This window comes from Nonomuraea sp. KM88, assembly GCF_052245635.1.
Taxonomy (GTDB): domain Bacteria; phylum Actinomycetota; class Actinomycetes; order Streptosporangiales; family Streptosporangiaceae; genus Nonomuraea.
Genome location: NZ_JBQQCC010000001.1, coordinates 876,498 through 890,657 on the forward strand (window position 1 = coordinate 876,498; position 14,160 = coordinate 890,657).

The 14,160-nt window shown below is 71.5% G+C and carries 17 protein-coding genes; 8 read left to right on the plus strand and 9 right to left on the minus strand.

Features of this window, described 5'->3' with window-relative positions; genetic code table 11:
• Positions 1-4: 4 nt before the first annotated feature.
• Positions 5-967, minus strand: a complete 963-nt coding sequence (locus ACTWPV_RS04030; protein ID WP_443150634.1) for a phosphotransferase enzyme family protein — start codon at positions 965-967, stop codon at positions 5-7.
• 190 nt (positions 968-1,157) lie between these two features.
• On the opposite strand from ACTWPV_RS04030, the gene ACTWPV_RS04035 reads away from it, so the two are divergent.
• The 4 genes from ACTWPV_RS04035 to ACTWPV_RS04050 are packed head-to-tail and all read left to right on the plus strand — an operon-like array spanning position 1,158 to position 3,898.
• Entirely contained in the window at positions 1,158-2,399 is a 1,242-nt protein-coding gene (locus tag ACTWPV_RS04035) for a Tm-1-like ATP-binding domain-containing protein (RefSeq protein ID WP_443150635.1), read from the plus strand.
• Positions 2,396-3,217, plus strand: a complete 822-nt coding sequence (locus ACTWPV_RS04040) for a phosphoenolpyruvate hydrolase family protein (protein ID WP_347642150.1) — start codon at positions 2,396-2,398, stop codon at positions 3,215-3,217. The genes ACTWPV_RS04035 and ACTWPV_RS04040 overlap by 4 nt, the downstream gene beginning before the upstream one ends.
• Before the next feature lie 16 nt (positions 3,218-3,233).
• On the plus strand, positions 3,234-3,641 hold the full coding sequence (locus ACTWPV_RS04045; protein WP_347642151.1) for a cupin domain-containing protein: 408 nt from the start codon (positions 3,234-3,236) through the stop codon (positions 3,639-3,641).
• Between the two features lie 41 nt (positions 3,642-3,682).
• Positions 3,683-3,898 (plus strand): hypothetical protein, encoded by a 216-nt coding sequence (locus ACTWPV_RS04050; RefSeq protein WP_347642152.1) that lies wholly within the window; start codon positions 3,683-3,685, stop codon positions 3,896-3,898.
• A gap of 25 nt (positions 3,899-3,923) precedes the next feature.
• Here ACTWPV_RS04050 and ACTWPV_RS04055 read toward each other — a convergent pair whose 3' ends face one another.
• Positions 3,924-4,073 carry an Arc family DNA-binding protein gene (locus ACTWPV_RS04055; RefSeq protein ID WP_347642153.1) on the minus strand — a complete coding sequence of 50 codons (150 nt, stop codon included), beginning with the start codon at positions 4,071-4,073 and terminating at the stop codon, positions 3,924-3,926.
• Positions 4,074-4,110: 37 nt separating this feature from the next.
• Here ACTWPV_RS04055 and ACTWPV_RS04060 point away from each other — a divergent pair, with 37 nt between their 5' ends.
• Positions 4,111-5,307, plus strand: coding sequence for an RNA-guided endonuclease InsQ/TnpB family protein (locus ACTWPV_RS04060; protein ID WP_443150636.1), 1,197 nt, complete (start codon positions 4,111-4,113; stop codon positions 5,305-5,307).
• Between the two features lie 255 nt (positions 5,308-5,562).
• Positions 5,563-6,462, plus strand: a complete 900-nt coding sequence (locus ACTWPV_RS04065) for a hypothetical protein (protein ID WP_443150637.1) — start codon at positions 5,563-5,565, stop codon at positions 6,460-6,462.
• Here ACTWPV_RS04065 and ACTWPV_RS04070 read toward each other — a convergent pair.
• The gene (locus tag ACTWPV_RS04070) at positions 6,422-6,979 is read right to left on the minus strand and encodes a hypothetical protein (protein ID WP_347642156.1); all 558 of its coding nucleotides are present in this window, start codon (positions 6,977-6,979) and stop codon (positions 6,422-6,424) included. The genes ACTWPV_RS04065 and ACTWPV_RS04070 overlap by 41 nt on opposite strands.
• A gap of 113 nt (positions 6,980-7,092) precedes the next feature.
• The gene (locus ACTWPV_RS04075) at positions 7,093-8,298 is read right to left on the minus strand and encodes a site-2 protease family protein (RefSeq protein ID WP_443150638.1); all 1,206 of its coding nucleotides are present in this window, start codon (positions 8,296-8,298) and stop codon (positions 7,093-7,095) included.
• A 141-nt stretch (positions 8,299-8,439) separates the two neighbouring features.
• Here ACTWPV_RS04075 and ACTWPV_RS04080 point away from each other — a divergent pair, with 141 nt between their 5' ends.
• Positions 8,440-9,471: a LacI family DNA-binding transcriptional regulator gene (locus tag ACTWPV_RS04080; protein WP_443150639.1), complete on the plus strand. Its 1,032-nt coding sequence runs from the start codon at positions 8,440-8,442 to the stop codon at positions 9,469-9,471.
• Here ACTWPV_RS04080 and ACTWPV_RS04085 read toward each other — a convergent pair.
• Entirely contained in the window at positions 9,452-9,781 is a 330-nt protein-coding gene (locus ACTWPV_RS04085; protein WP_347622585.1) for a DUF3040 domain-containing protein, read from the minus strand. The genes ACTWPV_RS04080 and ACTWPV_RS04085 overlap by 20 nt on opposite strands.
• A 297-nt stretch (positions 9,782-10,078) precedes the next feature.
• On the opposite strand from ACTWPV_RS04085, the gene ACTWPV_RS04090 reads away from it, so the two are divergent.
• Positions 10,079-10,567 (plus strand): MarR family winged helix-turn-helix transcriptional regulator, encoded by a 489-nt coding sequence (locus ACTWPV_RS04090; RefSeq protein WP_443150640.1) that lies wholly within the window; start codon positions 10,079-10,081, stop codon positions 10,565-10,567.
• 111 nt (positions 10,568-10,678) lie between these two features.
• On the opposite strand, the gene ACTWPV_RS04095 is transcribed toward ACTWPV_RS04090, so the two are convergent.
• Genes ACTWPV_RS04095 through ACTWPV_RS04110 form a run of 4 tightly spaced genes read right to left on the minus strand, consistent with a single transcriptional unit; the run spans position 10,679 to position 14,090 of the window.
• Positions 10,679-11,650, minus strand: coding sequence for a glycine betaine ABC transporter substrate-binding protein (locus ACTWPV_RS04095; RefSeq protein WP_347642161.1), 972 nt, complete (start codon positions 11,648-11,650; stop codon positions 10,679-10,681).
• 47 nt (positions 11,651-11,697) lie between these two features.
• On the minus strand, positions 11,698-12,465 hold the full coding sequence (locus ACTWPV_RS04100; RefSeq protein WP_347642162.1) for an ABC transporter permease: 768 nt from the start codon (positions 12,463-12,465) through the stop codon (positions 11,698-11,700).
• Positions 12,455-13,450: an ABC transporter ATP-binding protein gene (locus ACTWPV_RS04105; RefSeq protein ID WP_443150641.1), complete on the minus strand. Its 996-nt coding sequence runs from the start codon at positions 13,448-13,450 to the stop codon at positions 12,455-12,457. The genes ACTWPV_RS04100 and ACTWPV_RS04105 overlap by 11 nt, the downstream gene beginning before the upstream one ends.
• Complete coding sequence (locus ACTWPV_RS04110; protein ID WP_347642163.1) at positions 13,437-14,090, minus strand: ABC transporter permease; 654 nt, start codon at positions 14,088-14,090, stop codon at positions 13,437-13,439. Before ACTWPV_RS04110 ends, ACTWPV_RS04105 begins: the two co-directional genes overlap by 14 nt.
• Positions 14,091-14,160: the final 70 nt, after the last annotated feature.

Consider the following 14,160-nt stretch of genomic DNA (forward strand, 5'->3'; position numbering starts at 1 on the left):
GCCGTCAGCGCAGCGGGAACCGGCCGGGGTCCACCGTGGCGAGGTCGCGCAGGAAGCCGCGTTTGCGGGGGTCGTCCCAGTCGTTCCACTCGGCGGCGTCGATCAGCGTCCACACGCCCCATTCCAGGAGCATGTAGCGCACGGCCACCGGCCACAGCGCCAGTTCGGCCTCGGTGAGCCGGACGTGCCGCCGGTACGCCGAGGAGAACGCCGACCACTCGCCGCCCGTGAAGAGCCGGGGCGGCGCGGTGGCCATCTCGTTGTGGAACAGCAGGGCGGCCAGCGCCAGGTCGAGGATGCGCGGCGCGTACTCGGCGTTGTCGGGGTCGATCAGCACGGGTGCCCCGTCGACGTAGACCAGGTTGCCGGCCTTGTAGTCCATGGACACCGCGGCCCGCGGGAGCCCGCCGTCGCGCACCGGCGGCAGCGTCTGCGCCATGAAGGACTCCAGCCACGGCTCGAAGCGGGCCGTCACCTCGTCGCGCAGGTCAGGCGCGTGCTCGCCCAGCACCCGCCGCAGCCCGGTGACGTCCTCCTCGACCGAGGCGGCGTCGTGATCGGGCCAGCCGAACTCCGGCATGCCGTCGCCGGCCGGCCGGGCGGCGTGGATGCGGCCGAGGAGGTCGCCGGCCGCGGCGACGTCGTCAGGGGAGCCGGTGTACGGGCGGCCGTCGACCCACGGGTAGGCCACCCAGACCCGGTCGCCCACCTGGGCCGGGTTGTCGACGCGCAGGGGGAGCGGGGTGACCACGCCGACGTCCTCCCCGGCGAGCGCCTCCACCCATCGGGCGATCGCGGCCGCGGCCGACACGGGGCCGGTGGTCCGCTTGATCACCGCCTTGGCGCCGTTCAGCCGGACGGGGAAGACAGGGGCGTACGGATAGAAGGAGCGCTCGGGCCTGCCCTCTTCCCCGACGGCGAAGTGCTGGAAGACGTCGGCGAAGTCGGCCGCCCGGTCGTGGGTCATGTGCGCTCCTGCGGTTCTGGGCCGGCGGGGTGCCGAATCTATCCGAAAGCCGCCCGCCGCCGACACCGGTTATCGGGCGGGTGCCGGCGCCCTCCCACGCCTGGCCCGCCGGCCTTGCCGGGCCAGGCGTGGGAGTGCGCCGGGGCGGGCAACATCCAGGAGGTCTCCGAACAGAGGGGTGTGGCAGGACATGCCGTCCGTCGTGCTGATCGGCACACTCGACACCAAGGGCGAGGAGTACGCGTGGCTGCGCAACCGGCTCGTGGAGCTGGGCAGCGACGTGGTCGTGGTGGACGCCGGCGTCGGCGTCCCCAGCCAGACGCTGCTCGCCGACGTCTCCAACGAGCAGGTCGCCGAGGCGGGAGGAGGCGACCTGCGGGCGCTGCGCGACGCCGGCGACCGGGGCGCCGCCGTGACCACCATGGGCCAGGGCGCGGCGGAGATCCTGGCCCGGCTGCACGCCGACGGCCGCGCCGACGCCGTGCTGGCGCTGGGCGGCAGCGGCGGCTCGTCGATCGCCGCGCGGGCCGTGCGCGACCTGCCCATCGGCCTGCCCAAGCTGATCGTGTCCACGATGGCGTCGGGAGACGTCTCGCCGTACGTCGGGGCGAAGGACGTCGCGATGATGTACAGCGTGGTCGACATCGCGGGCATCAACCGGCTCTCCCGAGCCGTCCTCGGCAACGCCGCCGCCGCGGCCGCGGGGATGGCCCGCTCGCACCAGCTCGCCAGGGCCCGGCTGACCGCGGGCGGATCCGATCGGCCGCTGGTCGGCGCGTCGATGTTCGGGGTGACCACTCCGGCCGTCGACGCCGCGCGCGAACGGCTCGCCGAGCTCGGCTACGAGGTGCTCGTCTTCCACGCGACCGGCGCGGGCGGGCGGGCGCTCGAAGGGCTCGCGGCGAGCCGGATGCTGGCCGGCGTGCTCGACCTGACCACCACCGAGCTGGCCGACGACCTCGTGGGCGGCGTCCTGTCCGCGGGGCCCGACCGGCTCACCGCGGCCGGCGCGCACGGCGTGCCGCAGGTGGTCGCGCCCGGCGCGCTCGACATGGTCAACTTCGGTCCCCGCGACAGCGTGCCCGCCGAGTTCGAGGAGCGCCTGCTGTACGTGCACAACCCCACCGTGACGCTGATGCGCACCACGGCAGGGGAGATGGCCGAGCTGGGCCGCAGGGTGGCCGCCAAGCTCCGCGACGCGAGCGGTCCCACCGTGCTGTTCGTGCCCCGCCGGGGCGTGTCCGCCCTGGACGCGCCCGGCGGCGCCTTCGCCGACCCGAAGGCCGACGAGGCCTGCTTCGAGGCCATGGCCGAAGGGCTGCGCGGCTCCGGCGTGCCCGTCGAGGAGCTCGACCTGCACGTCAACGACCCCGCCTTCGGCCGCGCCATGGCGGAGCGGCTGCACCACATGATCTCCGGAGGTGCCACGTGAACAGGCAGGACGTGCTCGACAGGCTGCGAAGCACGGTCGCGGCCGGGCAGCCGATCGTCGGCGCGGGAGCCGGCACCGGCCTGTCGGCCAAGTGCGCCGAGGCCGGCGGCGTCGACCTGATCATCATCTACAACTCGGGCCGCTACCGCATGGCCGGGCGCGGCTCGCTGGCCGGGCTGCTGCCGTACGGCGACGCCAACCAGATCGTCGTCGAGATGGCCGCCGAAGTGCTGCCGGTCGTGCGTGACACGCCGGTGCTCGCCGGCGTGTGCGGCACCGACCCGTTCCGCGTCATGCCGCTCTTCCTCGACCAGCTCAAGGCGATGGGGTTCGCCGGCGTGCAGAACTTCCCGACCGTGGGCCTGTACGACGGGACCTTCCGCCAGAACCTGGAGGAGACCGGCATGGGCTACGACCTGGAGGTGCAGATGGTGCGCCAGGCCCGCGAACGCGACCTCGTCACCGCCCCCTACGTCTTCGACGAGACCCAGGCGCGGGCCATGGCCGAGGCGGGCGCCGACGTGCTGGTGCCGCACGTGGGGCTGACCACCAAGGGCAGCATCGGCGCCGGCACCGCGCTGACCCTCGACGAGGCCGCCGAGCGCGTGCAGGCCATGCGCGACGCGGCCGTCGCCGTCCGGCCCGACGTGCTCGTGCTCTGTCACGGCGGCCCGATCGCCGAGCCGGACGACGCCGCTTACGTCCTGTCGCGGACGAAGGGCGTGGTCGGCTTCTTCGGCGCCTCGTCCGTCGAGCGGCTGCCGACCGAGCGCGCCATCACCGAGCAGGTACGGGCCTTCAAGTCCCTCACGTTCTGAAAGCGAGGAACCCGACATGCACGTCAGCCCCAACAGCGTGCCGACGATGGCCTTCGACTGGGGATCGATCAAGTGGTTCGTCACCCCGTCGGCCGTCGAGGGGGCGAGCAGCACCCTGGGCGAGGTCATCGTCAACCCGGGCCGCGGACACGCCCGCCACCACCACCCCGGCGCCGAGGAGATCATCTACGTCATCTCGGGTGAGGGCCGCCAGATGGTGGACGACGGCGAGGAGTTCACCATCAAGGAGGGCGACACGGTGCACATCCCCGCGGGCGTCTACCACTCGACGTACAACACCACCTGGCGGCCGTTGCGGCTGATCGTCACGTACACGCCCGGGGGAGAGGAGAAGGCACTGGAGGCCGCGCCGGACCTCACGCTGCACGAGCCCGGCGGCGTCGCGGAGTGGCGCCAGGCCTGACCCCGCGCGAGCCTGCAACCTTTCGCCCGGCCGGTCGCGTTGTGACGGGGCGAGAGGAGATCACGCTGGCCCGCCTGCGCTCGCTGGCGCCCGAACTTGCCGGGGTCGCCCTGGTGGTGGCGGGTTCGCAGCCGGCCGTCGCGCTGTTCCTCTGGCCGGCCGCGGGCGTGCTCGGCGGGGTGGTCATCAGCCGCTACCGGGTTCGTCCGCAGTGCTCCGGCCTTCAGGCCGGGGGTGAAGCGGACTCTCCCGCGTAGCGGGGCAGGGAACCACGAATCGCCGTCAAGGCGATTCGTGGTGCGCCTCGGCGGCGGCGAGCGCGATCTCAAGCAGGTGCACGATCTGAGAATTCAGGGATCGCCGCTCGGTCTCGGCGCGGGCGGCCACCCGGGCGTGGACGTCGTCGGGCAGCCGGAGCGTCATCCGAATCATGACACCATCGTAGTGTCATATCGGATAGGATCGTACCGTGCAGCTCCGGTACAACTTCCGCCTCTACCCGACCGCCGGTCAGCGTCAAGCGCTGGCGCGGGCGTTCGGGTGTGCGCGGACGGTGTTCAACGACGGGCTGCGCGCACGGCAGGACGCCCGCGAGCAGGGACTGCCGTACGTCTCGGACGCTGAGCTGTCCAAGCGGGTCATCACGCAGGCGAAGCAGACCTCGCAGCGGGCCTGGCTGGGCGAGGCGTCGGCGGTGGTGCTGCAGCAGGCGCTGGCCGACTTGAACACGGCCTACCGCAACTTCTTCGCCTCGATCACCGGCAAGCGCAAGGGGCCGAAGGCCGCCGCGCCCCGGTTCCGGTCCCGCAAGGATCGGCGGCAGGCGATCCGGTTCACCAAGAACTCCCGGTTTTCGGTCACGGCGGGTGGGAAGCTGCGCCTGCCGAAGATCGGGGACGTGCCGGTGCGCTGGTCGCGTTCCCTGCCGTCGGAGCCCTCCAGCGTCACGGTCGTTGTGGACGCAGCCGGGCGATACTTCGCCTCGTTCGTGGTCGAGGTCGGAGACGAGCAGCTGCCAGAGGCCACGAACGAGGTCGGTATCGACCTGGGGCTCACCCGCTTCGCGGTCCTCTCGGACGGCCGGAAGATCGACAACCCGCGGTTCCTGCGCCGCGCCGAGCGGCGGCTGCGCAAGGCACAGCAGGCCCTGTCGCGGAAGGCGAAGGGGTCGGCGAACAGGAAGAAGGCCGTCGTCCGCCTCGCCCGCGCACACGCGAGGGTGGCCGACGCGCGCCGGGACTTCGCGCACAAGCTCTCCACCCGGATCATCCGTGAGAACCAAGCGGTGATGGTGGAGGACCTGTCTGTGAAGGGCCTGGCCCGCACGAAGCTGGCCAAGAGTGTGCACGACGCCGGATGGTCGGCGTTCGTGAACATGCTCGCCTACAAGGCCGCCCGGCACGGCCGGATTTTGGTGAAGGTCGACCGCTGGTTGCCTAGCAGCAAGCTGTGCTCGGCCTGCGGCGCGGTTGCCGAGTCCATGCCTCGGGACGTCCGGTCGTGGGCCTGCCCGTGCGGCGCGCACCACGACCGGGACGTCAACGCCGCGCTCAACATCCTCGCCGCCGGACGGGCGGAGAGGCTAAACGCCTGTGGAGGCCAGGTAAGACCACCGCTCACGGTGGCGCAGGCCGGTGAAGCAGGAAGCCTCAGAGGTGCCGCATGAAGCGGCACGGGCTGAATCCCCGGCCGTCAGGCCGGGGAGCGCGTCAACTGGACCGGCAGCTCGCCCAGCGGCTGCGGGAGGCGGACGCCGAGCGGGAGGCGACCGCGAGCCGGGCGCGGCTGGCCGGGCAGGGCAGCGTGGCAGGTCCTGCACAACAGCGCCGATCCCGACCTCACCCACGACGTCGAGTTCAGGGTCAGGGAGGGAGACGGCACGCTGCTGCTCGTCCCCAGCCAGGTCGAGCTGCTCGGTCACGTGCTGACGGAGTTGCGGCCGCGCGGCCGGGTCACCGTGTCGGCGCGCGGCACGGGCCCGCTGGGGCAGGAGCGCCGGCTCGTCGTCGACGGCCGGTCGGTGCGGCTGGCGGCCGACCCGGGACGCGTGGCCGGGCCGTACGATCTGGGCCCGCTCATCATCGGGCTGAGCACGCTGGGCTCGCTCGCCCATTGCCTGCCGTCGTTCGAGGCGGTGCCGTGGCCCGCGGGCGTCGCCCTCGCCTGCGCCGGGCTCCTGCTGGCCTGGCGCGCGCACCTCGCCGTACGCGCGGGGAAAGCGGCGGCGCGGCCCGGCGTCGTCGCGGCCGCCCTGCTCTTCGGCGCCGTGGACGCGATCACCAGCACGCTGCTGATGAGCAACGTGGCCAGCGGCGGCCTGATCCGCGCGCCGTTCCTCTACTTCCTGGACTTCGTCATCCCGCTCGTCGTCTTCTCCTGGCCGGACCTGCGCCGCGAGCACCGGTGGGCGGCCGTCGCCGCGTCCGCGGCCATCGTCGCGGCCGGGACGGCGCTGCTGCCCGCGCCGCCGCAGCCGCGGGACCTCGTGATCCTGGTGTGGCCGGCCATCTTCGCCGTGGGCGCGACGGGCGTGCGGACGATGTTGCGCCAGGACTCCGCCGACCTGGACGCCCTCATCGCCCGCCGCCGGCGGGCCGCCGAGCGCGAGGGCCACGCGCGGGGGCGGGCCGAGGTGTTTGAGCTGGTCGAACGTGACGTACGGGCCGCGGAGGAACGCCTGCGCCGGCACCGGGGCACCATCGATTCGGTGCTGGCCGCGCACGCCGCCGAGCGCCTCGGCGACATCCGCGGCCGGCTCCGCCTGTCCGGCGCCGCGTCCGCTAGAGCGGGCGGCGGCGCTCAGGGCCGCACACCTGCTTGATCCCGTTGTCGGCCTCCATGCCCCAGCCGATGCGCGCCGCCCGGTAGTCCTGCCTGTTGGCGTCGGTGAAGTGGATCGACCTGACCCGGTTCCCGCTTCCGATCCGCACCCAGCCACTGACCGGTTCCTCATTCACCGGGATGCCCGGCCCTCGCACGACACTGCGTGCCGGGCGGAAGTCACCGTCCCCACGGATGTGGAACCGTACGACCGCCGTCGCGAGCTTCGGCGGGACGTAGAAGAAGAAGTCGCACGTCGTCCAGGTGTACCTGACCATGTAGGCGACCTGGACGCAGACATGCCTGCCGTTGGTCCACGTCCAGGCGATCCCCTTGCCTTCGGCGGAGTCCCTGAACCACTGGTCGGTGCCCGGGCACTTGTCGGTGCCAGCCTCATGGGTGGTGACCGCGGGCCTGAAGGAGAAGGTGGACGACGCCGACCCCGCCGCGGGGCTCGCCGCGACCAGGGTCCCTGTCAGTGAAAGTGCGGCCGCGACGGCCGCAGTCCTCGCTCGCACGTTACTCTCCCCGTCCTCTCGGCGTGCGTTGCGAGGCAACCGTAAGCCCGGCGGGTGCGCGTTTCCCCGTGCGGGAACGCGCACCCGGCTGCCCTATCCTGCGCGGCGGCGGGTCAGCGGCCTGAGCGGTCGAGGGGCCGGTCCGGATGACGCGTCGTCAGGTCGGCGCCCCGGGGGGCGTGGTACGGGTCGCCGGCGTGCAGCCCGGCGGTCTGGATCACGCGGCTGATGTCGCTGGGCGTGAGCAGCCCGATCAGCCGCCCGTCCGGGTCGAGCACCACGGCGCGGCCGTCGGCGCACCCGCCCATCCTGGTCAGCAGGTCGGTCAGCGCCTCGTCCGGCCGGGCGGCGGGCACCTGGCCGGGAGGGCAGGCGATGTCGCGCAGCCGCGTCACCGGCCGCGCGTCCGGCGGCACCTGCCGGATGCGGTTGAGCGTGACCAGCCCGAGGAAGCGCATGTCGTGCTCCACCAGCGGATACGTCGACAGCCGCTCGCGCATGACGACCCGGTCGACGAGCTCGGCCACGGTCTCGTCCGGGTGGGCGATGACCAGCCGGTCCGACATGACGTCCCCGACCCTGACGCCGTGCAGCGCGGAGCCGAGTTGCGCCTGCTGCTCCTCGGCGCTGGCGGCGTTGACGAGGAACAGGCCGATCAGGGCCAGCCACAGCCCCTGGAACCCGCTCCCGGTGACGATCTGCAGGAAGCCCAGAACGATGAGGACGTAGCCGAAGGCCCGGCCGGCGCGGGCGGCGGTCACCGCCGCCCTGGTGCGGTCGCCCCACCGCGACCACAGGGCGGCGCGCAGCACGCGCCCTCCGTCCAGCGGCGCGGCCGGGATCAGGTTGAACACGGCCAGGATCACGTTGACCGCGGCGAGGTAGACGAACATCCCGGCCAGCAGCGGCGCCCCGTCGGCGGCGGCGACGAGGAGCGCGATGGCCCCGAAGATCACGCCGCACACGAGGCTGGTGAGCGGGCCCACCGCCGCGATCTTCAGGTCGGCGCCCGGCGAGCGCGGCTCGCCGCGCAGCTCCGCCACCCCTCCGAGCAGCCACAACGTGATGTGCGCCACGTCGATGCCATGGCGCTCGGCCATGAGCGCGTGGGAGAGCTCGTGGGCCAGCAGCGAGGCCAGGAACAACAGGGCCGTGGCCAGCCCGGCCAGCAGGTACACCACGGGAGAGTAGCCGGGGAAGACCGCGGGGAACCGGCCGAAGGCGAGCCCGACGAGCAGGATCACCACGATGACCAGCACGCTGGCGTTGAGCCCGACCGGAATCCCCCCGATCCGGCCGAGACTGATGGATGAGCGCATCCGCCCTCCCCACGGTACGAGTGTCCGCTCCACGTACCCACAAAAGGCACGTCCACGCAGTGACGCGGGTCGGCGCAGCGTCCAGGAACAACCGTGCGAAGAAGCGGTAGGATCAGCGGTGACCACCGGACACGAGGAACGATGTCGAGCATCAAAGAGGTCGCCCGGCTCGCCGGGGTCTCCGTCGGCACCGTGAGCAACGTGCTCAACCGGCCCGAGATGGTGGCCCCCGAGACGCGGCTGCGGGTGCAGGCGGCGATCGCCAGGCTCGGCTACGTCCGCAACGGCTCCGCCCGGCAGTTACGGGCCGGTCGCAGCCGGACCCTCGGCGTCGTCGCCCTCGATCTGGCCAACCCGTTCTTCATCGACGTGCTCAGGGGCGTGGAGACCGCGGCACAGCCGCTCGACGTCAACGTCATGGTCTTCAACAGCAACAAGGACGCCGCCCGCGAGGCGGGGCTGCTGCAGACGTTCGAGGAGCAGCGACCGCTGGGCGTGCTGATCACGCCGGTCAACGACAGCGGCGAGGAGGAGCGGTTGAGCCGGCTCCTCTCCCGCGGCATCCCGGTGGTGCGCTTCGACAGCTCCGCCCCGCACAGCCACGGCTGTGCCGTCGCCGTGGACGACGTGCTCGGCGGGCGCCTGGCCGGGCTGCACCTGCGCGAGCGGGGGCATCACCGCATCGCCTTCGCCGGCGGGCCGTTCACCGTCCGCCAGGTGCGCGAGCGGCACCACGGTCTGGCGAGCGTGCTGGGCCCGGCCGACGCGCTGACCGTCATCCCGCTGCCCGACCTCACGGTGGTCACCGGGCGCACGGCCGGCGCGGAGATCGCCGGGCTCCCTCCCGACGAACGCCCCACCGCGCTCTTCTGCGCCAACGACCTGGTCGCGATCGGGGCGTTGCAGGAGATGACCCAGCGGGGCCTGCGGGTGCCGGCCGACGTGGCGATCCTCGGCTATGACGACATCGACTTCGCCGCCGCGGCTGCCGTGCCGCTGTCGTCGATCCGGCAGCCGCGCGAGCAACTCGGCCACACCGCCGCGCTGATGCTGCTGGAGGAGGCCAACCAGCCGGCCGGTCACGAACATCGCCAGGTCGTCTACCAGCCCGACCTGGTCGAACGCGCCTCCACCGCCGCTCACTGGAGCGGCGTCAGCTCATCTGGTCGTTGAGCTCGGTGGCGCCGGGGCCGGGGAAGGGGCCGTTGAAGGGGATCGCGGTCGGAGACGGCCGCAGCGTGCCCGACCAGTCCTGGTAGGACAGCAGGATGGCCACCGCGAGCACCAGGACGACGCTGGTGGCCGCGGCCAGCGCCCACAACACGACCGCCGGAGTGCTCAGGGCGTCGAGCCCGCGGGGCGGATCGGGCTCGACGCCCTTGCCGCGCGGCCCCGCCAGCAGCTTGTCGAGCACGGGATCCTCGTGCGCCAGCCGCTCCTCGATCTCCGCGAGCGCTCGCCGCTCGTCTCTGGACATCGCCATGTCTCAGGCCGTCTCCACATGACGGGAACGGCGGCCGGTCTGGAGAGGGGGCACATGCACCTGAGGGACTCCCAACGTGGCTCTCCACATTCTTGCAGTATGCAACATTAGTGACTCCGCTGTCACCGCGGGCGGAGTTCCGGGATCCGTCCCCGCGCGCGTGGCGCGCCGTGGTTGTCGAGGCCGGCCCGCGATCACGCGACCTGCGGATCCACGGAATCGGCAGCCGGGTCGCCCTGCGGATCCACGGCCTCGACCGTGTAGAACAGTTCTATGCCAGAGCGTCAATCCGCCCAGATGAACGGTGAGGATCAGGCCGCTGTCATCTCGGCGGTGCTGGCGGGCTCGCGGCTGCTGGTCGCGATCGCGGCGCGCTCGCTCGGCGCCGTCGCCGACCGGGTGACGTTGCCGCAGTTCCGGATGCTCGTGGTGCTCTCGGGACACGGCGAGACCAAACTCGTCACCATGGCGGAGCTGCTCGACGTCAATTCCTCCACCGCCATGCGGATGGCCGACCGGCTCGCCGCCGCGGGACTGGTGGTCCGCGAGGTCAATCCGATGAACCGGCGGGAGAGCCTGATGCGCCTGACCGATGAGGGCAGGCGCATCGTGGGCCAGGTGACAGCCCGCCGCCGGGACGAGATCGCGGCGATCGTCTCGCGCATGTCGCCGGCGGAGCGCCAGGCGCTGGTCTCGGCGATGACGGCCTTCAACGAGGCGGGCGGCGAGCCGGCGGCGCCGGCCCTGGGAGCCGGCAGTCACCCGCTCGGCTGGCCCGACGCCTGAGCGGGCACGCCACGTGCCACCCGGCCCGACGGGCCCGCAACCTGGGCGAGCGCCGGGTCCGGCGGTCCGTCACCTGATGGACCCCAGGTGACGGACCGCGCGATCAGGGGGTCAGGCCGCGCTGCCGAGGAAACCCTGCTTGTCCAGCCAGTCGGCGGCGACCTTGCCCGGCTCCATGCCCTCGACGTCGACCTGCGCGTTGAGCTGCTGCATGGTCGCGTCGTCCAGCTTGGCGATCACGGGCTGGAGCACCTTCTCGATCGCCGGGTTCTTCTGGTAGGTCTCCTCCCGCAGGGTCATGGCCGCGTTGTAGATCGGGAAGAACTTCTTGTCGTCCTCCAGCACGGTGAGGTCGAGAGCGGCGATGCGGCCGTCGGTGGTGAACACCTCGCCGAAGTTGCAGGTCTCGCCCTTGTCGGTCTCGGTGTAGACGACGCCGGTGTCGAGCAGGGAGATGTTGTCCTTGGGGATGGTCATGTCGTACGCCTTGCTCAGGCCGGGCAGCCCGTCGTCACGGGTCGAGAACTCCGTCTCGATGCAGATCGTGACTTCCTTGGGGTTGGTCTTGGCCAGCTCGGCCACGTCGGAGACCGTCTTGACGCCCAGCTCCTTGGCCTTCTCGGAGCGGATGGCCAGGGCGTAGGTGTTGTTCAGCGGGGTGGGGCCGATCCAGTGGATCTTGTTCTTCTGGAGGTCGGCCTCCGCGGTGGCCTTGAACTGCTCGGCGGAGTCCTGGATCGGCTTGGTGTTCTTCAGGAACTCGATCCAGCCCGTGCCGGAGTAGTCCCAGTACATGTCGATCTCTTTGGACTCCAGGGCCTTGCGGTTGGGCACCGTACCGCCGAGGTTGGTCTTGTCGACGATCTCGGCCCCGTGCGCCTTGAGCAGGTGCACGGCGATCTTGCCGAGGACGATGTTCTCGGTGAAGTCCTTGGAACCGACGATGTACTTGGTCCCCTTGAGCTCGTCGCCCGCGCTGCCGGCCTCGACGGCGTCGGAGGAACCGCAGGCGCTCAGGGTCGTGATCGAGAGTGCGGCGGCTGCGAGCAGGGTGAACGTCCGTCGAAGCGGGCGGGAGAACATTCGAAGCACCTTCTTGCTATGTGATCGGGTGATTACCGAAAGCGTGGTCACATGCCGCGTGGCTTGAGCAGGTCCTCGGCGAGCCCGCCGAGCCAGTCGATGAAGAAGGCGATGCACGCGGTGAGCACGCCTCCGACGATGGTCACGGGCATGCGGTTGAGCTTGAGGCCGTTGACGATCAGCTCGCCGAAGCCGCCGGCGGCGACGAAGGCGCCGAGCGTGGCGACGCCCACGGTCAGCACCAGCGCGGTGCGCAGGCCGGCCAGGATGGCGGGCACGGCCAGCTTGAGCTCGACCCGGCGCAGGATCTGGCCCCTGGTCATGCCCATGCCGCGGGCGGCCTCGATGAGCGCCGGGTCGACCTGCTGGACCCCGACCATGGTGTTGCGCAGGACGGGCAGCACGGCGTAGGCGACGAGGCCGACCAGCGCGGTCTGGAAGCCGACGCCCATGAGGAACGTGGCCAGAACGAGCAGGCCGATGGACGGGACCGCCTGGCCCAGGTTGCCCACGGTGAGGATGATCGGGGTGATCAGCCGGTTCCTCGACCGCGAGGCGGCGATGCCCAGCGGGATCGCGATGATCACCACGAGCGTGGTGGCGGCCACCGTCATCTGGATGTGCTCGACGGCCTTGGCCAGGATCACCGCCTGGTTGAGGCTGCGCTGCTCGATCGAGTCGAGTTCGAGCGTGCTGACCCAGGCGTACAGGGCGACCAGGACGGCGCAGAGGGCGACGGGCGTGAACAGGTGGCGCGCGCCGAACGTACGGCCGAGCTTCCGGGACCGCCCGACGGCCAGGGTCTCAGCGGTCACTGGACACCACGTCTTCCTGCGCGCCGGACCGGGTGCCCACGGCCTCGCACAGGGCGGAGTAGGTGAGCACCCCGGCCGGTGTGGCGCAGCTGTCGGCCCCATGGGCGATCATGGTGTCCAGCGCCTCGCGGAGGCTGGCGTCGGCGGACACCCGCGGCAGGCCCGGGCCGGCCGGCGAGCCCGTGGCGGGCACGTCCGACACGCGCATCAGCGCGAGCCGCTTGAGCGTGGCGTCCTGCCCGATGAAGCTCGCGACGTAGTCGTCGGCGGGGTCGGCGAGGATGGCGGCGGGCGTGTCGTACTGCGCGATGTGCGATCCCTCGCGCAGCACGGCGATGCGGTCGCCCAGCTTGATGGCCTCCTCGAAGTCGTGCGTGACGAAAATGATCGTCTTGCGCAGCTGCTTCTGCAGTTTGACGAACTCGTTCTGCAGGTGCTCGCGCGTGATGGGGTCGGTGGCGCCGAACGGCTCGTCCATGAGCATCACGGGCGGGTCGGCGGCCAGCGCCCTGGCCACGCCCACGCGCTGCTGCTGGCCTCCGGAGAGCTGGCGGGGGTAGCGGTCGCGGAAGGCCGACGGCTCCAGGTTCACCAGCGACAGCAGCTCGTCGACGCGGGCGGAGATCCGGTCGGCCGTCCAGCCGAGCAGGTTGGGGACCAGCCCGATGTTCTGCGCGATGGTCTGGTGGGGGAACAGGCCCACCTGCTGGATGGCGTACCCGATGTGGCGGCGCAGCTGGTCGGGGTCGAGGCTCAGCACGTCCTGCCCGCCGATGCGGATCTCGCCGGACGTCGGCTCGACCAGGCGGTTGATCATCTTCATGGTGGTCGTCTTGCCGCAGCCCGAGGGGCCGACGAAGACGACCAGCTCGCCGGCCGGGATGTCGAGGGTGACGTTGTCGACCGCTGGGGCGGGCTGGCCCGGATAGTGCTTGGTCAGCGAGCGCAGCTCGATGCGCACGCCTTCGGTGTCACGGTCGAACACGAAGCCCCCTCGGGGTGGTGATGTAGCGAACGGCGAAGAAGAACAGGTCGAACAGGATGGCGATGACCACGATGCCCAGCGTTCCCGCGAGGGTGGCGTTGAGCGAGTTCACCGAGCCGAGCCTGGACAGGCCCTCGAAGATCTGCGTGCCCAGGCCAGGGCCGTCGACGACGGCGGCGATGGCGGCGATCCCGATCAGCATCTGCGTCGAGATGCGCACGCCGGTCAGGATCAGCGGCCAGGCCAGCGGAAGCTGGACCCGCAGCAGCAGCCGGGTGCGGCTCAGGCCCATCCCGCGGCCCGCCTCGACGGTGGCCGCGTCGAGGCCGCGCATCCCGGTGACGGTGTTGCGAATGATCGGCAGGAACGCGTAGGCGGTCAGCGAGACCAGCGTGGATCCCCAGCCCAGTCCGACGATGGGGATGAGGAGGGTGAGCAGCGCGAGCGACGGGACCGTCAGGATCCCGGCGGAGATCGCCACCGAGGTGCTCCGCACTTTCGGGGCGTCATAGGCGAGGAGCCCGATCCCGACGCCGGCCACGGTGGCGATCGCTATGGCGATCCCCACGACGAGGGCGTGCTCGGCTGCAGCCAGCGAGAGGGTGTCCCAGCGTGAGACCACGTACTCGCTGAAATTCATGGGGGTACCGGCTTCCTTTACGCTTGCATGGGTTCGCAAACGTATGCGATTAGTTGCGGTGAGCGCAAAA